Origin of the sequence: Rhodococcus sp. DMU2021, from assembly GCF_019641445.1 — a bacterium.
Lineage (GTDB): Bacteria > Actinomycetota > Actinomycetes > Mycobacteriales > Mycobacteriaceae > Rhodococcus > Rhodococcus pyridinivorans.
Genome location: NZ_JAIFKB010000007.1, coordinates 149067 through 171805, shown reverse-complemented (window position 1 = coordinate 171805; position 22739 = coordinate 149067). Strand labels below are relative to the sequence as shown.

Sequence of the window (22739 nt, the reverse complement as noted above, 5' to 3'; positions counted from 1 at the left end):
GCATGTCCGCCTTCACCGTCACCGAACTGCTCGAACGACTCGCCGACGTCGACGATCGAGGACTGCGCTTCGAGGAGACCGAGCTGTCCTGGCGCGAACACGTCGCACAGTCCCGGCGACGCGCCGCATTGCTGCGCGACCTGCTCGACGGCCCGGCACCGAAGCACATCGGGATCCTCATGGACAACGTCCCGGAGTTTTCGTTGCTGCTCGGCGCCGCGGCCTTCTCCGGTTCGGTGGTGGTGGGCCTGAACACGACCCGGCGCGGTGCGGCGCTCGCCCGCGACATCACGCTCGCCGACTGCCGGGTCGTGTTCACCGAGGCCGCACATGCGTCACTGTTCGACGGTGTGGATCTCGGCGACGTGCGGGTGATCGACGTCGACTCCCCCGAGTGGACGGCGATGCTCGCCCCGTTCACCGGCACGGTCGTGGAGACTGCCGCGCATTCCCCCGACGACCTGTTCATGCTGATTTTCACGTCGGGCACGAGCGGCGACCCGAAGGCCGTGCGGTGCACGCACCGCAAGTTCACCGATCCCGCGACGATGCTCGCCACGCGGTTCGGTCTCGGCTCCGACGACACCGTGTACGTGTCGATGCCCCTGTTCCACTCCAACGCGATGATCGCCGGCTGGTCGGTCGGACTCGCCGCGCGCGGCAGCATCGCCCTGCGTCGCCGGTTCTCGGCGTCGGGTTTCCTTCCCGACGTCCGCCGTTACGGCGTGACCTTCGCGAACTACGTCGGCAAGCCGCTGTCGTATGTGGTGGCGACTCCCGAGCAGCCCGACGACCACGACAACCCGCTGCGCATCGTGTACGGCAACGAGGCGTCGGCCGACGACGTCACCGAGTTCACGCGGCGCTTCGGCGCGCGGGTGGTCGACGGGTTCGGCTCGACCGAGGGCGGCATCGCGATCGCGTCGGCACCCGACGTCCCGGCCGGCGCCCTCGGTCGGCTTCCCGAGGGCATCGAGATCCTCGATCCCGAGACGGGGCGACGCTGCCCTCCGGCGGTGTCGGACGCGAACGGCAGGATCACCAACGCCGACGCCGCGACGGGCGAGCTCGTCAACGTGCGCGGTGCCGGTCTGTTCGACGGCTACTACAACAATCCCGAGGCCGACGTCGAACGCCTCCGCGACGGGCGCTATCACAGCGGCGACCTCGCCTACCAGGACGAGAACGGTTTCGTGTACTTCGCTGGGCGCAGTTCGGGCTGGCTCCGGGTGGACGGTGAGAATCTCGGTGCGGCGCCCATCGAGCGCATCCTGATGCGGTACGAGGGCTTCGCTCAGGTCGCGGTGTACGGGGTGCCCGACCGGCAGGTCGGCGACCGCGTGATGGCCGCCGTGATTCCCGCTGCGGATTCCGACTTCGATCCCGCCGCTTTCGCGCGTTTCCTCGATGCACAGACCGATCTCGGCCCCAAGCAGCTGCCCACCCTGATCCGTATCTGCCGCGAATTCCCCCGCACCGCGACTTTCAAGGTCCTGACCCGTTCTCTGGCCGCCGAACGCTGGTCCTGCACCGATCCGGTCTGGATTCGGGAACGTGGCGATTCCGAATTCCGGCTGTTGTCGGACGAACTGGCGCAGCTTCTCGAACCGGCCTCCCTCGGCACTTCTGCGCGATAGCGTCGTCGCCCCTCGGCCGACGCGCCCCCGCGCGTACAGTTGTGCCGCGGCGGTGGTTGTTCGGCGACAAGTCCGGAAGGACTTCCGTCGCCGTCGAGTCGAGTGACGGGCGGGGCCGATGGACACCGACGGGTCATCCGGAGGGGCGGAGCGCACGCCCGACGGCAGATATGTGGTGGTGAACGGGCGGCGCTGGCGTGCCACCGATCCCACGATTCCTGAACCGTTGCAAAAGCAACTCGTGGCGGAGTTGATGCGCGCTCGGCGTCTCGTGAAGAGCGACGGCGACTCCGCACGGCACCGCGTCCAGGACGCGAAGGTCGCGCTCGGTGAACGCGGGCATCCGTGGTGGGAACCACGCGACGAGTATGCGGATCGTGAACGGCTGGCGGCCACGATCTGCGCGCTGCTCCGGGAACGGGATCCGTCCACCATCTGTCCCAGCGACGCCGCGCGGGTCGCGGGTGGCGACTCGTGGCGCGACCTCATGGACGCCGCACGCTCGGTGGCCGCCGAACTCGAACGCAGCGGCCACGTGGTGATCACGCAGAAGGGCGAGCCGGTGGACATGGAGACGGCACGAGGCCCGATCCGGATTGCACCCGGACCGAACCTCGAGCACCCTCGTCCCTCCCCGTGAGACGAATCCGAGCGATGATGATGTCGACACCGGCGTCGGCGTGCTTGCGGGCCTGCTTCGGCGAACCGCACAGCGCCGCGACCTTGCGACCGGCTTTGTGGATGTGCTCGATCATGTCGGCCGGCGGGGTGCCGAGTGCGTTGGCGATGAGCGTGACCTTCGGATGCTGCAGCGCCACCTCCACCTGCGGGGTGACCTTGCGCGGAAGGCACGCAACAACGGACGAAGGCTCGCAACACCGGTAGTGACTGCCGACGTTGCGAGCCTTCGCCTCGCGTTGCGTACCTCAGATGATTCCGCGCTCGCGCAGTTCCTTCTGCTCGATGTCGCTCAGTCCGAGGATCTCGCCGTAGACCGCCGCGTTGTCGTATCCCGCGACGGGCGGGCCGGCACGACGCACCGAACCCGGCGTCCCGGTGAGCGTCGGCACCACACCGGGGCCGAGTACGTCTGCGCCGGTGCGCTCGTCGTGATGCGGAACGATCATGTCCCGTGCCTGGAACTGCGGATCGGCGACGACCTCCGCGACGGTGTTCACCGGCCCGGACACCACACCCGACGACGACAGGTGCGCCAGCAGGTCGTCGAGCGTCCACGTCGCCGCCCACTCGCCGATGAGGGTGTCGAGCTCGTCCTGGTTCACGCCGCGCGCGAGGTGGTCGGCGAAGCGCGGGTCGTCGGCGAGCTCGGGGCGCTCCATCGCCGCGCACAGGCGACGGAAGACGGTGTCCTGGTTGGCGGCGATGACGATCCACATGTCGTCGGACGTCCGGTACAGGTTCGACGGGGCGATGCCCTCGAGCCGGGTGCCGGAGGGGCCGCGGACGACGCCTGCGACGTCGTAGTCGGGGATCACCGATTCCTGGATCGCGAGGCACGCCTCGGTGAGCGCCACGTCGACGACCTGCCCACGTCCGGTCCGTTCGCGGCCGAGCAGCGCGGCGAGGATGCCCTGCACGGCGAACATCCCGGCGAGGGAGTCGCCCAGGGAGAGCGCGAGTCGCGGGGGCGCCTGCCCGGGATAGCCGTTCAGGTGCCGCAGACCGCTCTCAGCCTCGGCCACGGACGCGTAGCCGGCCTGCCCGGCCTTGGGACCGGTCTGCCCGTATCCGGAGACGCGAGCCAGCACGATGCCCGGATTGATCTCGGAGAGCAGGTCGTAGCCGAGCCCCCACTTCTCGAGCGTGCCGGGACGGAAGTTCTCGACCACCACGTCGGACTCGGCGACGAGACGCCGGAACAGTTCCTGCCCGTCGGGCGCCCGGAGATCGAGGGTGACGCAGCGCTTGTTGCGCGCGTGCACCGTCCAGAAGAAGCGATGCCCGTCCCGCTCGCCCTGCCCCCAGGTGCGGAGCGGGTCGGGCCGCTTCGGGTCCTCGATCTTGATGACGTCGGCGCCCATGTCGCCGAGCAGGCGTCCTGCATACGGCCCGGCGATCAGGGTGCCCAGTTCGAGCACCCTGATGTCCGTGAGCGCTCCGGTTGCCTGCGACTCGGCCTGTGTCACTGCGTCTTCCGTCCTCTGCTCGGTAACCGAGGTGAACGGCCTCCTCCTCGGTGAACGCTTCGAGTCCGCTGCGGTGCGGTTCACGACCGGTACCGCTCGCGTCACGTCCACCCCAGGGTAGTGCCGGATCGGGCACACCTCAGCCGTCGACCCCCACCCCCGACCGCCGCTGCCCCCCTGTCCGGCGACACCCCGGCCGACGCAGATCCCGGAAAGGGACGGTGCCCGGGGCGGATCACTCCACCCCGGGCACCTGCCACCCCACCACTGTGGTCCTATCGCGCCTCGTTCAGCCGATCGACGGCCTCGTCGTAGCCCCGCACGAGGTCGGCCATGATCTCCGCGACGGGACGGATCTCGTTCATTCGCCCCACCACCTGCCCGACCGGCATCGCGACGGCCTCGGGGTCATCGGCCGCCGACATGCGCTGATGCGCCTCGCTCACCAGGATGTTCTGTAGCGGCATCGGCAGCGGTTCGGGCGCACCGGGTTTCGACCACGCCTCCGTCCACTTGGTCTTGAGCAGACGCGCGGGCTTTCCCGAATAGATCCGCGACCGCACGGTGTCGGACGAGCTCGCTCCGAGCAACGCGCGCTGGATCGACGACGGACCGTGCGCGGCCGCCCCGAGCTTGTACTCCGAGGTGGTGAGCCAGTACGAACCCATCCACACACCGGAGGCGCCGAGGGCCAGCGCCGCCGCGACCTGCCGTCCCGATCCCACACCACCGGCGGCGAGCACTGCCGCGGAATCGCCGAGCGCGTCGACGATTTCGGGCCACAGCACCATCGATGCGATCTCACCCGTGTGCCCGCCGGCCTCGTAGCCCTGCGCGATCACGATGTCGACACCGTTCTCGACGTGCCGCTTCGCGTGCTCGACCGCACCCGCGAGTGCCGCGACCGGCACTCCCTTCTCGTGCGCGAGGTCGATGACGTCCTTCGGCGGCGACCCCAGGGCGTTGGCGATCAGGGCGGGCCGGTGTGCGAGTGCCACGTCGACGTGCGAACGCGCGACCGAATGCAGCCAGCCCAGAACACCGCTCGCCTTGCCGACGTCGTCGGACAGCGGCGGCACACCGAGTTCTTCGAGCGTGCGGTTGACGAAGGCACGGTGTTCGGCGGGGATCAGTTTGTCGAGGTCCACCGCGGTGCCCTCGGTGGGCACCTTGGCGGGCATCACGATGTCGACGCCGTACGGTTTGCCGTCGGTGTTCTCGTCCATCCAGGTCAGGACGGCGTCGAGTTCCTCCGGGTCGTTGAACCGCACACACCCGAGGACACCGAGTCCACCCGCGCGGCTGATCGCCGCCGCGACGTGTTCGGAAGGCGTGAATCCGAAGATCGGATACTCGATACCGAACTTCTTGCTGAGGCCGGTCTGCATGCGTCCTTCTATCCCGTCGCCGCGGCGCCGTTGCCGTCGCCGTTGTTGTAGACCTCGTCGGCCGGACGCAATCCGGTCTGGTCCTTGGCCCACCGGTAGTCGGGCTTGCCGGCCGGCGACCGCTTGATCTCGTCGACGAACCACACCGCGCGCGGCACCTTGTACCCTGCGATCTTCGACCGTGCCGTCGTCATGAGTTCGTCGAGCGTCGTCTGCTCGCCCTCGCGCAGGGCGACGACGGCGCAGACCCGCTCGCCGAAGCGCTCGTCCGGCACACCGACCACCAGGGCGTCGAAGACCGCCGGGTGCTGCTTGAGTGCGCCCTCGACCTCTTCGGGGTAGACCTTCTCGCCGCCGCTGTTGATCGAGACCGAACCGCGGCCGAGCATTGTGACGGTGCCGTCACCCTCGACGCGCGCGTAGTCACCGGGGATCGAGTAGCGGATCCCGTTGTACTCGCGGAAGGTCGCCTTGGTCTTGGCTTCGTCCTTGTAGTAGCCGAGCGGGATGTTGCCGGTGCGCGCGACCATGCCGACCTTTCCGGAACCCGGTTCGATCGGGTTGCCGTCGTCGTCGAGGACGGTGGTCGACTCGTCGATCTTCACCGTGGGGCCGCCGCCGAGGGTCTTGCCCTTCTCGGCGATGCCGATGCCACCGAAGCCGGTCTCGGACGAGCCGATGGAGTCGGTGATGATCTTGCCGGGCAGCAGGTCGAGGAAACGGTCCTTGATGGACGGGGAGAACAGGGCCGCACTCGATGCCATGGCGAACAGGGTCGAGAGGTCGTAGCGCTGACCGGTTGCCGGGTTGCCCTCCTCCAGTGCGTCGAGCATGGGGCGGGCCATGGCGTCGCCGGTGATGAAGATGACGTTGACCTTGTGGTCGTCGATGATGCGCCACACCTCGTGGCCCGAGAACTCGGGGTGCATGACGACCTTGCCGCCGCTGAACAATGACTGGAACAGCGCCCACTGGGCGCCACCGTGGATCATCGGCGGGATGGGATAGCGCACGAGACCGGGATTCTCGGCGCCCTCCTTCGCCAGCTGCCATTCGTCCTTGACCCATTCCCCGGTCATGAAGTTGATACCGCCGCCGAGGACGCGCCACACGTCCTCGTGACGCCACATCACGCCCTTGGGGTGACCGGTGGTGCCGCCGGTGTAGAGCATGTAGATGTCGTCGGCGCTGCGGTCTTCGAAGTCGCGTTCCGGGTTGCTCTGCGCCAGTGCCGCTTCGTATTCGATGCCGCTATAGGCCGAGAAGTCGACGTCGGTGCCGTCCTCGACCACCACGACGGTCTTCACCAGCGGAGTGTTCGGCAGGACGTTCGCGACCTTGTCGGAGTAGCGACGTTCGTGGACGAGCGCGACCATGTCGGAGTTGTCGAAGATGTACTGCAACTCGTTCTCGACATAGCGGTAGTTGACGTTGATCATGATCGCGCGGATCTTGAAGACCGCGATCATCGCCTCTACGGCCTCGATGGTGTTGCGCGAGTAGATGCCGACTTTGTCGCCCGGCTTCACACCTTGTTCGCGCAGGTAATGAGCAAGTCGGTTGGCTCGTTCCTCCAGCTGTGCGTAGGTGACCTCACGTCCGTCCGAGGCCAGCGCGACGCGCTCGGGAACGAGGTCGATTGCGTGTTCGACGAGGTCTGCGATGTTTAGGGCCACACTGACAAAAGTAGAACGTGTTACCGTTTCTGACAAGACCTGAATATGATCCAGTTCACAATCCTGCGAGGAGTCCCGCCAGTGTCCGCTACCGAAGCCCCCGGCGCAGCCGATTCGGACATTTCGTCCCGCGCACCGCATTGCCTCGTCGAGCAACGCGGCCACGTTCTGATCGTCACTCTCAACCGCCCCGAGGCACGAAATGCGCTGTCCGGCGAAATGATGGCGATCATGAACGAGGCCTGGGATCGCGTCGACAAAGATCCCGAGATCCGCGTCGCGATCCTCACCGGCACCGGTGGAGCGTTCTGCGCGGGTGCCGATCTCAAGGCCATGAATGCAGCGCCTCCCGGAGACAAGTTCGAGCAGGGCGAGCGGAGCGACGGGAAAGGCAACGACGGGGGCTGGGACCTGTCGCGTCTGCCGGCGTTACTGAAGGGCCGCCGCCTGACGAAACCGCTCATCGCGGCCGTCGAGGGTGCCGCGATCGCCGGTGGCACCGAGATCCTGCAGGGCACCGACATCCGTGTCGCCGGCGAGAGCGCGAAATTCGGCGTCTCCGAGGCGAAGTGGGGATTGTTCCCGCTCGGCGGATCCGCCGTGCGCCTCGTCCGGCAGATCCCGTACACGATCGCCGCCGACATCCTGCTCACGGGCCGCCACATCAAGGCCGCCGAGGCCAAGGAGATCGGGCTCATCGGCTACGTCGTCCCCGACGGCACCGCACTCGACAAGGCCCTCGAGATCGCCGAGACGATCGCGAACAACGGCCCGGTCGCCGTGCAGGCCATCCTCCGGACCATCCGCGACGCGGAAGGTCTGCACGAGGAGGAGGCGTTCCGGATCGACGCCGAACTGGGCGCCGCCGTCTTCAAGAGCGCCGACGCCAAGGAGGGGCCGCGGGCGTTCGCGGAGAAGCGTGCCCCGAAGTTCTCGGGTTCCTGACCTGCGCCACTGTGGACCGCACTCCCACCCGTGAGAGCACGGTCACAACCATCTCCTTAGCTCTGCTACATTGTCGGCCGTGATCCAGACCACAAGATCACAGTGTTCGTCGAGGCGATGTCGAGGCAATGAGGAGCCCCCATGTATCCAGGAGTCCACGCCCGCACCGCCCCGGACAAGCTCGCCGTCGTCCTGGCCGACAGTGGCCGGAGCCTGACCTACCGCGAACTCGACGACCGGTCAGCGGCGCTCGCCCGAGTGCTGCACGATGCCGGGCTCCGCCCCGGCGACGTCGTCGCCCTCCTCACCGACAACCGGCCGGAGGCATTCGAGGTGTTCTGGGCCGCAATGCGGTCCGGGCTGTACATCACGGCGGTCAACAGCCACCTCACCGCCGGCGAGGTGGCGTACATCGTCGAGGACAGCGGCGCGAAGGCTCTGATCGTCTCGACGACGCTGGGTGAGCTTTCCGAACAGGTCGGCGAGAAGGTCACGATCGGTTCCGCGCGACTCGCGTTCGGCGGCGCCGTGCGCGGTTTCGAGTCGTACGAGGACGCCCTCGCCGGGGCCGGTCCGCGGCTCGAGGAGGAACCGTGCGGCGCCATCATGCTGTACTCGTCCGGAACCACGGGCTTCCCCAAGGGAATCCAGCCGGATCTCCCGGAACGTCGCGTCGACGAACCCGGTGAGCCGCTGGTGACGGTGGCACAGTTCCTCTTCGGCCTCACCGACTCCGACGTCTACTACTCCCCCGCCCCGATCTATCACGCAGCGCCTCTGCGCTGGGGTGGGGCGATCCACGCGCTCGGCGGCACGGTGGTCCTGGCCGAGAAGTTCGACGCCGAGACCGCGCTCCGGCACATCGAGGAGCACAAGATCACCGCCGGGCAGATGGTGCCGACGATGTTCGTCCGCATGCTCAAGCTCGACGACGAGATCCGTGCCCGCCACGACCTGTCGAGTCTGCGCGTGCTCGTCCACGCCGCCGCGCCGTGCCCGCCGGAGGTCAAGCGGTCGATGATCGACTGGCTCGGACCGGTGATCTACGAGTACTACAGCTCCACCGAGGCCAACGGGATCACGTTCATCAACAGCCAGGAATGGCTCGAACACCCGGGTTCGGTCGGCAAGAGCGTGCTCGGGCCCGCACACATCTGCGACGAGGAAGGGCGGGAACTCCCGGCCGGTGAGGTGGGGACCATCTACCTCGAGTACGAGAAGGTTCCGTTCTCGTACCACAACGATCCCGAGAAGACCGCGGCGTCGCAGCATCCCGAGCATCCCACATGGACCACGGTCGGCGACCTCGGTTACCTCGACGAGGACGGTTATCTGTATCTGACCGACCGCAAGTCGTTCACGATCATCTCCGGCGGAGTGAACATCTATCCGCAGGAGATCGAGAACGTGCTCGCCCTGCACCCGGCCGTCGAGGACGTCGCCGTCATCGGCGTACCCCATCCGGAGATGGGCGAGGAGGTCAAGGCCGTCGTGCAGGTGTCGTCCGGTGCCACCACATCACCCGATCTCGCCGACGACCTCATCGCGTACGTCCGCGAGCGGGTCGCCCACTTCAAGGTGCCGCGGTCGGTGGACTTCGTCGACGAACTGCCCCGCACCCCCACGGGCAAGCTGGTGAAGGGCAAGCTGAAGGCGGCCTACGCCTCCTGACGCCCCGCCCGCGGCGGGCGGAAACCGTCCTCACGGAAGGGTTTCCGCCCGCGGCGGCATCTAGCGCAGCACCACCTCGGCGATCGTGCGCACCTGGTCGACATCGCGACAACCGACCAGCAGCATCGTCACGCCGGCCGCCTCCCAGCGCTTCACACCCTCGCGCACCTCGTCGGCATTGCCGACGATCATCGTCTCGGTGACCATCTCGTCCGGGATCACTGCCGCCGCCTCGTCCTTACGGCCGGCACGGAACAGCGCGGTCACCTCGTCGACCACGGCCTCGTATCCCATCCGCCGGTAGACCTGCGCGTGGAAGTTCAACTCCGGCGCACCCATTCCGCCGACATACAGCGCGGTCACCGGTTTCATCGCCGCGATCGTCCCTGCGCGATCGTCCGTGATCACCACCTGGCAGGTCGCCGCGATCTCGAAGTCCTCACGGGTGCGTCGGGCGCCCGGCCGGGCGAACCCCTCGTCGAGCCATTCGTCGTACATCGACGCCAGGCGCGGGGTGTAGTAGATCGCGAGCCAGCCGTCGGCGATCTCGGCGGTGAGCGCGACGTTCTTCGGACCTTCGGCACCGATCCAGATCGGGATGTCCGACCGCAGCGGATGCGTGATGGGCTTGAGCGGTTTACCGAGCCCGGTTGATCCGGCGCCCGCGTAGGGCAGCGGGAAGTGCGGTCCGTCGCCGGTCACCGGCGCTTCGCGCGCGAGCACCTTGCGGATCACGTCGACGTACTCGCGGGTCCGTGCGAGGGGCTTGGCGAACGGCTGGCCGTACCAGCCCTCCACCACCTGCGGCCCCGAGACGCCGAGACCGAGGATGTGCCGGCCCTTCGAGAGGTGATCGAGCGTCAGCGCGTGCATCGCGCAACTCGTCGGAGTACGCGCGGAGATCTGCACGACGGACGTGCCGAGCCGCACCCGTTCCGTGGACGAGCCCCACCAGGCCAGCGGCGTGAACGCGTCCGATCCCCACGATTCGGCGGCGAAGACGGCGTCGAATCCTTCGGCCTCGGCCGCAGCAACGACTTCCGGTGCGTTCGAGGGCGGCTGAGCACCCCAGTAGCCGAGTTGCAGTCCCAGTTTCATTGGACGCCTTTCCTGTCGGGCGAATCGTGGAGAGATGCAGTTCGCGCGCCGCTCTTGCCAGCACCACTAGAACCTGTTCTACTCGAAATTGTGAGCCTGGGAAAGAGCGCGGTTGCCGAGCCACCGCTGAGCGCACCGCTGAATCTGAAGTTCGACTACACACGATCCACCGGGCCGACCGTCGGAGCCTTCGTCACCGGATTGCGCGACGGCCGCATTCTCGGCGCCCGCGGATCCGACGGACGGGTCCTCGTCCCACCCCCCGAATACGACGCGGTCACCCATGAACCACTCACCGATGTCGTCGAGGTCGGACAGACCGGCACCGTGATGAGCTGGACGTGGAACGCCGAACCGCTGCCCGGACAGCCCTTCGACCGGCCCTTCGCCTGGGCACTGATCCGCCTCGACGGCACCGACACCGCACTCCTGCACGCCGTCGACGTCGGCTCCCCGGACGACATCGAGACGGGTCTGCGTGTACGTGTGCGGTGGGCCGCCGAACGCACCGGCGACATCCACGACATCGAGGCGTTCGAACCCGGCGAGGCGACGATCACCGTCGCAGCGGCCGAGGGTGATCCGGTCACGATGATCACCACTCCCGTCGACCTGGACTACCGGCACTCCGCCTCCCCCGAGGAATCCTGGTACCTGCGAGGGTTGAAGGACGGCAGGATCATCGGTGGCCGCACCGGCCCGGGCGGGAAGGTCTACGTGCCCCCGCGCGGTGCGAGCCCCACCGACGGTGTACCGACGAAGGAACCCGTGGAAGTGTCCGACAAGGGCATCGTCACCACCTTCTGCATCGTGAACGTGCCGTTCCTCGGCCAGCAGATCGAGCCGCCCTATGTCGCCGCCTACGTACTGCTCGACGGTGCCGACATCCCGTTCCTGCACCTGATCCTCGAATGCGATGCGTCCGAGGTGCGGATGGGCATGCGTGTCGAAGCGAAATGGCGTCCTCGCGAGGAGTGGGATCACACGCTGCGCAACATCGAGTACTTCCGTCCCACCGGCGAACCCGACGCCGACTACGACACCTTCGAACACCACCTCTGAGAGCGGCGGACACATGACAGACATCGCAGTCGTCGGCTTCGCGCACGCTCCGCACGTGCGCGAGACGTTCGGCACCACCAACGGCGTCGAGATGCTCGTCCCGTGTTTCCAGGAGCTGTACGGCAAGCTCGGCATCACCAAGTCCGACATCGGTTTCTGGTGTTCGGGTTCCTCCGATTACCTTGCCGGACGAGCATTCTCGTTCATCTCGGCGATCGATGCGATCGGCGCCGTCCCGCCCATCAACGAATCGCACGTCGAGATGGATGCGGCCTGGGCGCTCTACGAGGCGTGGGTCAAGCTCATCACGGGTGAGGTCGACACCGCCCTCGTGTACGGCTTCGGCAAGTCCTCGGCCGGCACTCTGCGCCGAACCCTGTCCCTGCAGCTCGATCCGTACCTCGTGGCCCCTCTGGGCGTCGACTCCGTCTCGCTCGCGGGCCTGCAGGCCCGCCTGGGTCTCGAATCCGGTAAGTGGACCGACCGCGAGATGGCGGAGGTCGCGGTCCGTAGCCGCGCCGCCGCCAAGGACAATCCCAAGGCGCAACTCTCCGGCGACTTCGACATCGACGAACTGCTCGCCCAGCCGTACATCGCCGACCCGTTGCGCAAGCACGACTGCGCCCCCGTCACCGACGGCGCGGCCGCGATCGTCCTCGCGACCGGCGACCGGGCGCGCGAGCTGTGCGAGAACCCGGCGTGGATCACCGGGATCGAGCATCGCACCGATTCACCGAACTTCGGCGCACTCGATCTGACCGTCTCACCCTCGACCCGGGCCGCAGCGCAGGCCGTCACCGGCGGGGACACCGCCTTCGACGTCGCCGAGTTGCATGCACCGTTCACGCACCAGGAACTCATCCTGCGCGAGGCGATCGGCCTGGGCGAGTCGACGACGATCAACCCGTCCGGTGGGCCGCTGACGGGCAACCCGATGTTCTCCGGCGGTCTCGAGCGCATCGGTTACGCAGCGCAGGCGATCATGGACGGCACGGCCGGACGTGCACTCGCGCACGCGACGAGCGGTGCTGTGCTGCAACAGAATCTGGTAGCCGTTCTGGAGGGACGCAACTGATGGCGAAGCAACCCGCAGCTGTCCTCGGAACCGGGCAGACCCATTACGTCGCCAAGCGGCACGACGTGTCGATGTCCGGCCTCGTCCGCGAGGCGATCGACCGCGCCATGACGGACGCCCAGGTGGGCTGGGACGACATCGACGCCGTGGTGATCGGCAAGGCCCCCGACCTGTTCGAGGGCGTCATGATGCCCGAACTGTCGATGGTCGACGCCATCGGCGCCACGGGCAAGCCGATGCTGCGCGTGCACACCGCCGGGTCCGTCGGGGGCTCGACGGCGAACGTCGCGGCAAGCCTCGTCCAGGCCGGCGTGCACCGCCGGGTACTCGCGGTGGCCTGGGAGAAGCAGTCCGAGTCGAACGCGATGTGGGCGCTGTCCACACCGGTCCCGTTCACCATGCCGGTCGGTGCCGGCGCGGGCGGCTACTTCGCGCCGCACGTCCGTTCGTACATCCGCCGGTCCGGTGCGCCCGAGCACATCGGGGCGATGGTCGCGGTCAAGGACCGCCTCAACGGCGCGAAGAATCCGTACGCGCATCTGAAGCAGCCCGAGATCACCCTCGAGAAGGTGCAGGCCTCGCAGATGCTGTGGGATCCGATCCGGTACGACGAGACGTGCCCGTCGTCCGACGGTGCGTGCGCGGTCGTGCTCGGCGACGAGGACACCGCGAAGGCCGCCGAGCAGGCCGGCCGCCGGGTGGCGTGGATCCATGCCACGGCGATGCGCACCGAACCCACCACCTACGCCGGGCGCGATCAGGTGAATCCGGAGGCCGGACGGGTCGCTGCCGCAGCACTGTGGAAGCAGGCCGGTATCACCGATCCGCTCGGCGAGATCGACTGCGCCGAGATCTACGTGCCGTTCTCGTGGTTCGAGCCGATGTGGCTCGAGAACCTCGGTTTCGCGTCCGAGGGGTCGGGGTGGAAACTCACCGAGGCCGGCGAGACGGCGATCGGCGGTCGGCTTCCGGTCAACATGTCCGGCGGCGTGCTCTGCTCCAACCCCATCGGGGCATCGGGCATGATCCGGTTCGCCGAAGCCGCGATCCAGGTGATGGGCACGGCGGGAGATCACCAGGTCGACGGCGCCCGCAAGGCACTCGGACATGCCTACGGCGGTGGATCCCAGTACTTCTCCATGTGGGTGGTGGGCTCCGACCGGCCCACGAATTAGGAGGCATCATGGTCTCGTTCACCGTCGGGGTCGCGATGACCCCACTCGACCAGCTCACCGGCATCGCGCAGACCGCCGAGGAGTGCGGATACACCTCGATCGCACTGCCCGACTCCCTGTTCTACATGGAGAAGCAGACGGTCGACTATCCGTACACCCCCGACGGTTCGCGGATGTGGACGCCCGACACCCCCTGGGTGGATCCGCTCATCGCCGCGGCGTCGATGGCGGCCGCCACGTCGACGATCCGGTTCTACACCCAGGTGCTCAAGCTCGGCTCCCGCAATCCGGTGCTGCTGGCGCGGCAGGTCGGATCCGTTGCGAACCTCACCGGGAACCGGTTCGGACTGGGTGTCGGAATCGGCTGGGCGCCGGAAGAATTCGAGTGGTGCGGTGTGCCCTACGCGAAGCGCGGCAAGCGCGTCGACGAGATGATCGACGTTCTGAAGCTGATCCTCGACGGCGGCATGGTCGAACATCACGGCGAGTTCTACGACTTCGACCGGCTGCAGATGAGTCCCGCGCCCACCGCACCGGTACCGCTCTACGTCGGTGGGCACACCGAGGTGGCACTGCGTCGTGCGGCCCGGGTCGGTGACGGTTGGACGTCGGCGATGATCGGGTTCGACGATCTGGTCGGGGTCATCACCCGACTGCGCGAATTGCGGGCCGAGTACGGCCGCAGCAACCTGCCGTTCGAGATCCAGACGGTGTGTGTCGACAGGTTCGGTGGTTCCGATTACGCCGAACTGGCCGACGCCGGGGTCACCGACATCATCGTGGTGCCGTGGATCTTCGACGGCCACGGTTTCGACTCCCCGCTCGAGGCGAAGCAGGAATCGCTGCGGAAGTTCGCCGACAAGTACATTCCCGGAAGGGATGCCGCATGAGCGAGGAACACCCGGCGCGTATCGCAGCGAAGGCGTCGCAGGCGGCGGCGAGCGGGAAACGCAAGGACGAGTGGCTCGCGCTGTTCGCGGAGAACGCGTGCGTCGAGGATCCGGTGGGTCCGTCCGGCTTCGATCCGGAGGGCAAGGGGCATCACGGTGCCGAGGCGATCGCGAAGTTCTACGACATGACCATCGCGAACACCGACAAGCTCGAATTCCTCGTCGACGACGTGCTGGTCTGCGGCGACGAATGCGTCAACATCGGCACTATCCGTACGACGATGGCAGGCAATCTGATCGATGCGGAGGGCGTGTTCGTCTACCGCGTGGACGACGACGGGAGGATCGTCTCGCTGCGTGCGTTCTGGGAAGTGGACCGCGCGATGAAAACCGTGCGCCCCGTCTCGTAGAGTCGGGCCATGGGCACAGCCGGGATCGTTCTTGCGGCAGGGGACGGCTCGCGACTGGGCGGACGGGCGAAAGCGCTGCTCCCCCACCGCGGCCGTCCCCTGCTGCATACCGTCGTCGAGGCACTGCTCGAAGGTGGTTGTGACGACGTGATCGTGGTCGTGGGCGCATTCGGCGACGATGTGGCCGCCGCGTGCCCTACCGGAGCGACAACGGTCTACAACCCCGACTGGACCGTCGGCATGTCGACATCCCTGCGCCGCGGGGTCGACGCGGCACGAGCCCACCAGAGGGTTGCGCTCACCGTCGTCGATTTTCCCGGCATCACAGCCGAATTGGTCCGCCATCTCCTGGATGTGCACCACACGGGGACGGTGACGCTCCCCGCCTTCGGAGATCACCCCGGTCACCCGGTGGTCTTCGACATCGCCGATGCGCTGGGCGCCGCCGCCGACGCCACCGGCGACGAGGGCGCGCGGTCCTTCCTCGCCCGCAATCGTGAACGCGTGCGGCGTCTCGACTGCACCGGGCTCGCCGACCCCGGAGACGTCGATACCCCCGAGGATCTTCGCCGCCTGACCTGATCGCATCGTCGCCCGGCGTGTCGGCGCCGCGTCCCGGTGACCGCTCGGAGAAGGTAGGGGGTGCCCTCCTGGATTCTCTACGCACTCGCAGCCGTCGGCAGTTTCACCGCCGGAACCGTCCTCGCCGCGCCGAGCGTCGACACCTATCCACTCGATACCGGGTTCGGTTTCGGTGCCGTGGAGACTTCGGGTATCACCGCGTCTGCCACGGGAGCGCTCGTCGCCGCGTCGATCGCGCTGTGGTTACGCCACCGGGTGGGCGCGCTCGGCGCCGTCGTGGCCGGAGCCGCACTCGTGGCGGTCGTCGCCCTGCCGGGTGCGTGGCGGTTCGACATGTACGTCTCGGCGGTCGGTGCAGGCCTGGTGCTCGGTGCCCTCGTCGTCTGCTGCGCCCGAACTGCGGGCACCCGGCTCCCCGCGGTGATGACCGGTGGCGTCGTTGCCGCGCTGCTCACCGCGGAACCCGTCGCGGAATACCGGGAGTTCGCGGCCTCCTCGTCCGGAAGCGCCGTGTACCTCGAGGTGTCGGCGCAGCCCGCCAACACAGTGTGGACGGTTCTCTCGGTGACTGTCATCGCGGTGGCAACAGCGGCTCTCGTGATGCGTGCCGGTGCTCCCGATTCGGTCGACGAACGACGATGGGATGTGAGGGAAACGGTGGTCGGTATCGGCCTACCGCTCGTCGCCGTCGTGCTGTATCGGTCTCTTCACAGTGCCGTGTGATCTCCGGATGCGAGTCCCGGCGGGAACGGGCGATGGCTGTGGGGCATCGTCGCTGTCCCACTCGTGATCGGTGCTGCCCTGTGGCTGCGCGAGAGAAGCGGAGCGGTCCTGCTCGCCGCCTTCGCGGTGGCCGTCGCCGCGGGTACCGCTCCCTCGTGGATTCCCGGCGGATGGTTCCTGCCGGCCGTGATGGTCGTGCTCGCCGCCGTCGGCGCGTGGCTGGGCCGTCGCGCGCCGAGGCCGACGGCCGGAGTGGGCGTGCTCGCGTTCGTCACGATCACGGCGATCTTCACTCGTGCGCCCTGGGACAACGTCCACCTCCTGGCGACCTTCTTCGTTCTTCCGGTGGCAGCCGCGTACACGATCAGCGCGGCACTACCGTCGACGAGCGCAGTCACCGCCGCGTCCTTCTCGCTGCCCGCCGTGATGGCGTTGCCTCTGCTCACCCGATTCGGATGGACCGCCTACACGCCTCTCACCGATTCTCCGTCCGGGTGGACGCCGGACTCGTGGACGGTTCTCACGACCGGTGTATCGGTAGCCGGTGTGCTCGCGGCGGGGGCCGCGATGTGGTGGATCGGCCGCAGGTCCGAGGTCCTGTAGACGACACGGGATGTGCGAGGTCCCCGGGCGCGCAGGGGCGGCCGGGGACCTCGATGTTCGGTTCGGTCGGTGTTCGGTTCGGTCAGTGCTGGACCGGGCACCCACCCGAGGTCTTGTAGTCGACCTGGAATTCCTTGATGCCGTTGAGCCAGCCCGACCGCAGACGGTGCGGGTCGCCGATCTTCGTGATGTCCGGGATGTGATCGGCGATCGCGTTGAAGATCAGGTCGATCTCCATACGTGCGAGATTCGCGCCCAGGCAGTAGTGCGCGCCCGTTCCACCGAATGCCAGGTGCGGGTTGGGATCACGAAGGATGTCGAACTCGCGGGGGTTGTCGAACACTTCTTCGTCGTTGTTGGCCGACGCGTACAGCATGACGACGCGATCGCCCTTCTTGATCGTCTGCCCGCCGAGTTCGGTGTCCTCGAGGGCGGTGCGCTGGAACGACGTGACCGGGGTGGCCCAGCGGATGATCTCGTCGGCGGCGGTCTTCGGCCGGTCGCGCTTGAAGATCTCCCACTGCTCCGGATTGTCGAGGAACGCCACCATGCCGTGGGTGATCGCGTTGCGGGTGGTCTCGTTGCCGGCCACCGCGAGCACGATGAAGAAGAAGCCGAACTCCTCGGGAGCGAGTTCGTCACCGTCGATGTCGGCCTCGATGAGGGTGGTGACGATGTCGTCGGCCGGGTTCTCCTTGCGGGCCGCGGCCATCTGGTAGGCGTACCCGAGGACTTCCATGGACGCTGCCGCCGGATCGGCGGTGTTGTCCGGATCGTCGTAGCCCGTCATCTGGTTGGACCACTCGAAGAGCTTGGCGCGATCCTCCTGCGGCACACCGATGAGGTCGGCGATCGCCTGCAGCGGCAGTTCCGCGGCGATCTGCGTGACGAAGTCGCCCCGACCGGCCTGGCAGGCCTCCTGGACGATCATCTTGGAGCGACGGTCGAGCTCGTCGCGCAGGCCGTTGATCGCACGGGGCGTGAAGCCTCGGGCGACGAGTTTGCGCAGCTTGGTGTGCTCGGGGGCGTCCTTGTTGAGCAGGACGTGACGTTGCAGCTCGACGGCCTCACGAGGAATGTCGTCGTTGAACCGCGGAATCGCAGTGTTCTCCCAGTTGGAGAACACGTCGCTCCGGCGGGAGACCTCTCGGACCTCCTCGTGCCGGGAGACAACCCAGAAACCCTCGTCGTGGAAACCACCGACGTCGGGAGACTTCTTGTTCCACCACACCGGTGCCGTCTTACGCAGTTCCGCGAACTCTTCGAACGGCATACGGTCTGCGTACAGATCGGGGTCGGTGAAGTCGATGTCTTCGGGGATGTTCGGCTGCGCCACTGATATCTCTCCTGCCCTGGCGAGTACCGCTCGCGTGATTTGTAACACGTTCTAGAACCATTCAAACACAGGCGCGCCGCGCGACCAAGAGATCTGCACGTCCCGTGGATAATCGAGTTCTGTTGCCTCTCGGAGAAACCTGTTCTATTTTGCGAAGAACGTAGGAGAAAGGAGCCCGAAGTGGGCACACCAGTCATCGTCGAGGCCGCACGGACCCCGATCGGCAAGCGGGGTGGATGGCTCGCGGGCCTGCACGCTGCCGAGATCCTGGGCGCCGTCCAGGCCGGACTCGTCGAACGCGCCGGCATCGACGCCGAGCTCGTCGAACAGGTCATCGGTGGCTGCGTCACCCAGGCGGGCGCCCAGTCCAACAACATCACCCGCACCGCATGGCTCAACGCGGGGCTGCCCTGGCAGGTCGGCGCGACCACCATCGACGCCCAGTGCGGATCGGCGCAGCAGGCCAATCACCTCATCGCAGGCCTCATCGCCACCGGCGCCATCGACGTGGGCATCGCCTGCGGCATCGAGGCGATGACCCAGGTGCCCCTCGGCGCCAACGTCGGCGACCAGGCGGGCCCGCGCCGGCCGGAGTCCTGGAGCATCGACATGCCCAACCAGTTCGAGGCCGCCGAACGCATCGTGCGGCGCCGCGGCATCACCCGCGAGGACGTCGACGCACTCGGCGTGCGCTCACAGCAGCTCGCGAAGCAGGCCTGGGACGAGGGCCGGTTCGACCGCGAGGTGCTGCCGGTCGTCGCACCCGTCGTCGACAAGGAGGGCAACCGCACCGGTGAGAAGGCGACCGTCACCCGCGACCAGGGTCTGCGCGAGACGTCGGCCGAGTCGCTGGCGAAGCTGAAGCCCGTGCTCGAGGGTGGCATCCACACCGCCGGCACCTCGTCGCAGATCTCCGACGGAGCCGCGGCCGTGCTGCTCATGGATTCCGACCGCGCGAAGGCACTCGGACTGAAGCCGCGGGCGCGGATCGTCGCGCAGGCTCTCGTCGGCGCCGAACCCGAGTTCCACCTCGACGGCCCGGTCCAGGCCACCGCGAAGGTTCTCGAGAAGGCGGGCATGAGCGTCGGCGATCTCGACCTGTTCGAGGTCAACGAGGCGTTCGCGTCGGTGCTGCTGTCCTGGGCCCAGGTGCACGGACCCGACATGGACAAGGTCAACGTCAACGGTGGCGCGATCGCGCTCGGCCACCCCGTCGGATCCACCGGCTCCCGCCTCATCACCACCGCGCTGCACGAGCTCGAGCGGCGTGACGCGTCGACCGCTCTGATCTCGATGTGCGCCGGTGGAGCGCTGGCGACGGGCACCATCATCGAGCGCATCTGACATGGGCACCGAAGCGGCGCCGAAGGGCCTCGACTCGAAGGCCACGATCTCGATCATCAAGTGGATGTCGCGGTTCAACGTCGCGGCGTACCGGGCGACCGGCGGTCGCATCGGCGGGAAGTGGCGCGTGGGAAGCGCCTTCCCGTGGGGCATCCCGGTGTGCCTGGTGACCACGATCGGGCGGAAGACCGGGCAACCGCGAACGGTCCCGCTGCTGTTCCTCGAGGACGGCGACAAGGTGGTCCTCGTCGCCTCCCAGGGAGGACTGCCCAAGCACCCCTTGTGGTTCCGCAACATCCAGGCGAACCCGGAGACCACGGTGCAGATCAAGTCGCGCATCCGGACCATGCGGGCGCGGGTCGCGAGCGACGTGGAACGAGCGGCCTACTGGCCACGTCTGACGGCGATGTACCCGGACTTCGACAACTACCAGTCGTGGACCGACCGTGTGATTCCCGTCGTCGTGTGCGAGTGAGCGTCCCGCCCGGCACGGTTCGCCGGGACGGTCCCGTGCGGGAATACTGAGTCTCGTACGTCCAGGTTCTCGACGAAGGGATGTCGCACGATGGAAACCACCGATCACGACAAGGTGCTCGACCGGCGGGAAATCGCGGCCGCGCTGCTCCGGGCGCTCGAACGACGCCACGAGGTGCTCGACGTGATCGTCGAGAGCAAGGATCGGGGCGACGCGGTCGCGAAGCTCGCCTCGCTGCTCGACATCGACGAGTTCTGCGCGGAGGCCGTGCTGAACCTTCCGTTCCGCCGTCTGACCCAGGCGGAGCGGAAGAAGATCCGTGAAGAACTCGACGATCTCGATGCGGTGCTGCAGTGGACGACGGCGGCGCGTCCGTACGCGACCGGCGCGCATTTCCGGTTGCGGCCCATTTCCCACAGCGCGGCCGACACGGCGCTGTTCAAGCAGCGCTGCGCCGACCAGCTGGGTGACGACAGCGACGAACAGGTCGAATCCGAGCGGCAGCGCGGCAGCGAGCTGATGGACGACGAGTCCGGCATGTGGCTTGTGGCCGAAGATCTTTCGGGCGACGAGCCGAAGGCCATCGGGTTCGCGTTCGGCGAGCTGACCGGCAACGAGGTCGAGGTGCGGATCTGGGTGCATCCCGAGTTCCGCAAGCAGGGTTACGGCACCGCCACGCTCAAGCAGGCACGTTCCGAACTCGCTGCCTACTTCCCCGGCTCCACCCTCATCGTCCGCACGCCCGCCTAGAGCGGCGACGCCGTCCGTGCGCGTTTCCGGTGATGACCACCGGAAACGCGCGGGGACATCACGCTCCGTAGACCGGCGTCGGCGGCTGCGACGCTGCGATCAGCTTCTCGACGACGGGACCGAGTTCCTTCGGATCCCAACGGTCGCCCTTGTCGATCGCCTCACCGTGGCGCCACCCGTCGGCCAGCGACACCTTGCCGCCCTCGGCCTCGAACACGCGACCGGTCACGTCCTTCGCTTCGGCACTGCCGAGCCACACGACCAGCGGCGAGACGTTCTCCGGCGCCATGGCGTCGAAACCCTCTTCGGGTGCGGCCATCATCTCGGCCATCGCGCCACCGGCCCCGACGGTCATGCGGGTGCGCGCCGAGGGTGCGATCGCGTTGACGGTTACCCCGTAGCGACCGAATTCGGCTGCGGCCTGGATCGTGAGCGTCGCGATACCGGCCTTGGCGGCGGCGTAGTTGCCCTGGCCGATGCTGCCCATCAGGCCGGCACCCGAGCTGGTGTTGATGATGCGGGCGTCGACGGGGTTGCCGGCCTTGGCCTCGGCGCGCCAGTAGGTCATGGCGTGACGCATCGGCGCGAAGTGCCCCTTGAGGTGCACGCGGATGACCGCGTCCCACTCCTCTTCGCTCATGTTGGCGAGCATGCGGTCGCGCAGGAATCCGGCGTTGTTGACGAGCACGTCGAGCCGGCCGAAGTTGTCGAGGGCGGTCCTGACGAGGTTCTCGGCGCCGGCCCAGTCGGCGACGTCGTCGCCGTTGACGGCGGCCTCTCCCCCGGCCGCACGGATCTCCTCGACGACCAGCTCACCGGGGCTCTCCCCCGTGGCGGTTCCGTCACTGCCGACACCGATGTCGTTGACGACGACCTTCGCACCCTCCGCGGCGAATGCCAGGGCATGCGCGCGACCGAGGCCGCGTCCGGCGCCGGTCACGATGACGACGCGCCCGTCCATCAGTCCACTCACTTCGTCTCCTTCGTTTCGGCCGCTGCCATGTAGGCAGGGCGTTCACCGCCGCCGTGGACGGTCAATGTCGATCCGCTGACGTAGGCCGACAGCGGAGAGGCCAGGAATGCGGCGCAGTGGCCGATATCTTCGGGCTGGGCCAGCCGTCCCAGCGGAACGGTCTCGCCGACTGCGGCGACGCCGGCCTTGTCTCCGTAGAACAGGTGCGACTGTTCGGTTTCGACCAGGCCGACCACCACCGAGTTCACCCGTACCTTCGGGGCCCACTCGACGGCGAGCGACTGTGCGAGGCTGTCGACGCCTGCCTTGGCCGCACCATATGCCGCGGTGCCCGGCGAGGGGCGGGATCCGCTCACGCTCGAGATGTTGACGATCGAGCCGCCGGTGTCCTGCTTCTGCATCACCGCGTTGGCGGCCTGCGCGACCAGCAGCGGGGACAGCAGGTTCAGTTCCACGATCTTGGCGTGGAACTTCGGGCTGGCATCGGCCGCCAGCGCGTACGGTGACCCGCCGGCATTGTTCACCACGGCGTCGAGCCGCCCGTGGCGGTCGACGATGGTCTCGATCAGCGCGGCCACCTGATCGGCATCGCGGACGTCGCACGTCAGGAACTCCGCGGTCCGCCCGTCCACCTCGAGAGGCTGTTCGGGCTCGTTGCGAGCGCACGTCACGACGGTCGCACCGGCACGCAGGAACACCCTGGTGATGCCTGCACCGACTCCCCGTATTCCCCCGGTGACGAGCACGACCGCGCCGTCGAGTCCCAGATCCATTCGCTG

General features: G+C 67.7%; 22 protein-coding genes and 1 pseudogene. 15 read left to right on the top strand and 8 right to left on the bottom strand.

Annotated features, from left to right (window positions below; genetic code table 11):
* Nucleotides 1–2 precede the first annotated feature (2 nt).
* Both K3M35_RS12925 and K3M35_RS12920 read left to right on the top strand, forming a co-directional pair.
* Nucleotides 3–1637 (top strand): long-chain-fatty-acid--CoA ligase, encoded by a 1635-nt coding sequence (locus K3M35_RS12925; RefSeq protein WP_220666510.1) that lies wholly within the window; start codon nucleotides 3–5, stop codon nucleotides 1635–1637.
* A gap of 118 nt (nucleotides 1638–1755) precedes the next feature.
* The gene (locus K3M35_RS12920) at nucleotides 1756–2277 is read left to right on the top strand and encodes a DUF3253 domain-containing protein (RefSeq protein ID WP_006551904.1); all 522 of its coding nucleotides are present in this window, start codon (nucleotides 1756–1758) and stop codon (nucleotides 2275–2277) included.
* Here the strand turns inward: K3M35_RS12920 and K3M35_RS12915 are convergent.
* The 4 genes and pseudogenes from K3M35_RS12915 to K3M35_RS12900 all read right to left on the bottom strand — a co-directional run.
* Nucleotides 2243–2470: pseudogene (locus K3M35_RS12915) on the bottom strand (nitronate monooxygenase); the annotation flags it as partial. The gene K3M35_RS12920 and the pseudogene K3M35_RS12915 overlap by 35 nt on opposite strands.
* A gap of 93 nt (nucleotides 2471–2563) precedes the next feature.
* Nucleotides 2564–3784: a CaiB/BaiF CoA-transferase family protein gene (locus K3M35_RS12910; RefSeq protein WP_220666509.1), complete on the bottom strand. Its 1221-nt coding sequence runs from the start codon at nucleotides 3782–3784 to the stop codon at nucleotides 2564–2566.
* A gap of 275 nt (nucleotides 3785–4059) precedes the next feature.
* Entirely contained in the window at nucleotides 4060–5172 is a 1113-nt protein-coding gene (locus K3M35_RS12905; protein WP_024102947.1) for a nitronate monooxygenase family protein, read from the bottom strand.
* 8 nt (nucleotides 5173–5180) lie between these two features.
* Nucleotides 5181–6848, bottom strand: a complete 1668-nt coding sequence (locus K3M35_RS12900; RefSeq protein WP_220666508.1) for an acyl-CoA synthetase — start codon at nucleotides 6846–6848, stop codon at nucleotides 5181–5183.
* Between the two features lie 45 nt (nucleotides 6849–6893).
* Between K3M35_RS12900 and K3M35_RS12895 the strand changes: the two genes are divergently transcribed.
* The gene (locus tag K3M35_RS12895) at nucleotides 6894–7793 is read left to right on the top strand and encodes a crotonase/enoyl-CoA hydratase family protein (RefSeq protein ID WP_232512420.1); all 900 of its coding nucleotides are present in this window, start codon (nucleotides 6894–6896) and stop codon (nucleotides 7791–7793) included.
* A 141-nt stretch (nucleotides 7794–7934) separates the two neighbouring features.
* Entirely contained in the window at nucleotides 7935–9464 is a 1530-nt protein-coding gene (locus tag K3M35_RS12890) for an AMP-binding protein (protein WP_006551910.1), read from the top strand.
* 60 nt (nucleotides 9465–9524) lie between these two features.
* Here the strand turns inward: K3M35_RS12890 and K3M35_RS12885 are convergent, their stop codons facing one another.
* The gene (locus K3M35_RS12885; RefSeq protein ID WP_019290101.1) at nucleotides 9525–10562 is read right to left on the bottom strand and encodes an LLM class F420-dependent oxidoreductase; all 1038 of its coding nucleotides are present in this window, start codon (nucleotides 10560–10562) and stop codon (nucleotides 9525–9527) included.
* Between the two features lie 90 nt (nucleotides 10563–10652).
* Between K3M35_RS12885 and K3M35_RS12880 the strand changes: the two genes are divergently transcribed.
* From K3M35_RS12880 to K3M35_RS26145, 8 genes are all read left to right on the top strand, one after another.
* Nucleotides 10653–11624, top strand: a complete 972-nt coding sequence (locus tag K3M35_RS12880) for a Zn-ribbon domain-containing OB-fold protein (RefSeq protein ID WP_220666507.1) — start codon at nucleotides 10653–10655, stop codon at nucleotides 11622–11624.
* Between the two features lie 13 nt (nucleotides 11625–11637).
* Complete coding sequence (locus K3M35_RS12875; protein WP_019290103.1) at nucleotides 11638–12699, top strand: thiolase domain-containing protein; 1062 nt, start codon at nucleotides 11638–11640, stop codon at nucleotides 12697–12699.
* Nucleotides 12699–13874 carry a thiolase domain-containing protein gene (locus K3M35_RS12870; protein WP_006551914.1) on the top strand — a complete coding sequence of 392 codons (1176 nt, stop codon included), beginning with the start codon at nucleotides 12699–12701 and terminating at the stop codon, nucleotides 13872–13874. Before K3M35_RS12875 ends, K3M35_RS12870 begins: the two co-directional genes overlap by 1 nt.
* Nucleotides 13875–13882: 8 nt before the next feature.
* Nucleotides 13883–14764, top strand: a complete 882-nt coding sequence (locus tag K3M35_RS12865) for a TIGR03619 family F420-dependent LLM class oxidoreductase (protein WP_220666506.1) — start codon at nucleotides 13883–13885, stop codon at nucleotides 14762–14764.
* Entirely contained in the window at nucleotides 14761–15174 is a 414-nt protein-coding gene (locus K3M35_RS12860) for a nuclear transport factor 2 family protein (RefSeq protein ID WP_006551916.1), read from the top strand. The genes K3M35_RS12865 and K3M35_RS12860 overlap by 4 nt, the downstream gene beginning before the upstream one ends.
* 9 nt (nucleotides 15175–15183) lie before the next feature.
* Nucleotides 15184–15756, top strand: coding sequence for an NTP transferase domain-containing protein (locus K3M35_RS12855; protein WP_220666505.1), 573 nt, complete (start codon nucleotides 15184–15186; stop codon nucleotides 15754–15756).
* 60 nt (nucleotides 15757–15816) lie between these two features.
* Nucleotides 15817–16479 (top strand): hypothetical protein, encoded by a 663-nt coding sequence (locus K3M35_RS26150; protein ID WP_259443957.1) that lies wholly within the window; start codon nucleotides 15817–15819, stop codon nucleotides 16477–16479.
* 63 nt (nucleotides 16480–16542) lie between these two features.
* Nucleotides 16543–17082, top strand: a complete 540-nt coding sequence (locus K3M35_RS26145) for a hypothetical protein (RefSeq protein ID WP_259443956.1) — start codon at nucleotides 16543–16545, stop codon at nucleotides 17080–17082.
* 82 nt (nucleotides 17083–17164) lie between these two features.
* Here K3M35_RS26145 and K3M35_RS12845 read toward each other — a convergent pair whose 3' ends face one another.
* Nucleotides 17165–18418 carry a cytochrome P450 gene (locus K3M35_RS12845; RefSeq protein WP_064061700.1) on the bottom strand — a complete coding sequence of 418 codons (1254 nt, stop codon included), beginning with the start codon at nucleotides 18416–18418 and terminating at the stop codon, nucleotides 17165–17167.
* Between the two features lie 180 nt (nucleotides 18419–18598).
* Here K3M35_RS12845 and K3M35_RS12840 point away from each other — a divergent pair, with 180 nt between their 5' ends.
* The 3 genes from K3M35_RS12840 to K3M35_RS12830 all read left to right on the top strand — a co-directional run bounded on the left by K3M35_RS12840 (nucleotide 18599) and on the right by K3M35_RS12830 (nucleotide 20987).
* Nucleotides 18599–19762 (top strand): steroid 3-ketoacyl-CoA thiolase, encoded by a 1164-nt coding sequence (locus K3M35_RS12840; protein ID WP_220666504.1) that lies wholly within the window; start codon nucleotides 18599–18601, stop codon nucleotides 19760–19762.
* Between the two features lies 1 nt (nucleotide 19763).
* Nucleotides 19764–20237: a nitroreductase family deazaflavin-dependent oxidoreductase gene (locus K3M35_RS12835; RefSeq protein WP_094979496.1), complete on the top strand. Its 474-nt coding sequence runs from the start codon at nucleotides 19764–19766 to the stop codon at nucleotides 20235–20237.
* 90 nt (nucleotides 20238–20327) lie between these two features.
* Complete coding sequence (locus K3M35_RS12830; protein WP_220666503.1) at nucleotides 20328–20987, top strand: GNAT family N-acetyltransferase; 660 nt, start codon at nucleotides 20328–20330, stop codon at nucleotides 20985–20987.
* Nucleotides 20988–21045: 58 nt separating this feature from the next.
* On the opposite strand, the gene K3M35_RS12825 is transcribed toward K3M35_RS12830, so the two are convergent.
* Nucleotides 21046–21960, bottom strand: a complete 915-nt coding sequence (locus K3M35_RS12825; RefSeq protein WP_024102934.1) for an SDR family oxidoreductase — start codon at nucleotides 21958–21960, stop codon at nucleotides 21046–21048.
* A complete protein-coding gene (locus K3M35_RS12820; RefSeq protein ID WP_006551924.1) occupies nucleotides 21957–22733 on the bottom strand; it encodes an SDR family oxidoreductase in 777 nt (258 codons plus the stop codon). The genes K3M35_RS12825 and K3M35_RS12820 overlap by 4 nt, the downstream gene beginning before the upstream one ends.
* Nucleotides 22734–22739 lie beyond the last annotated feature (6 nt).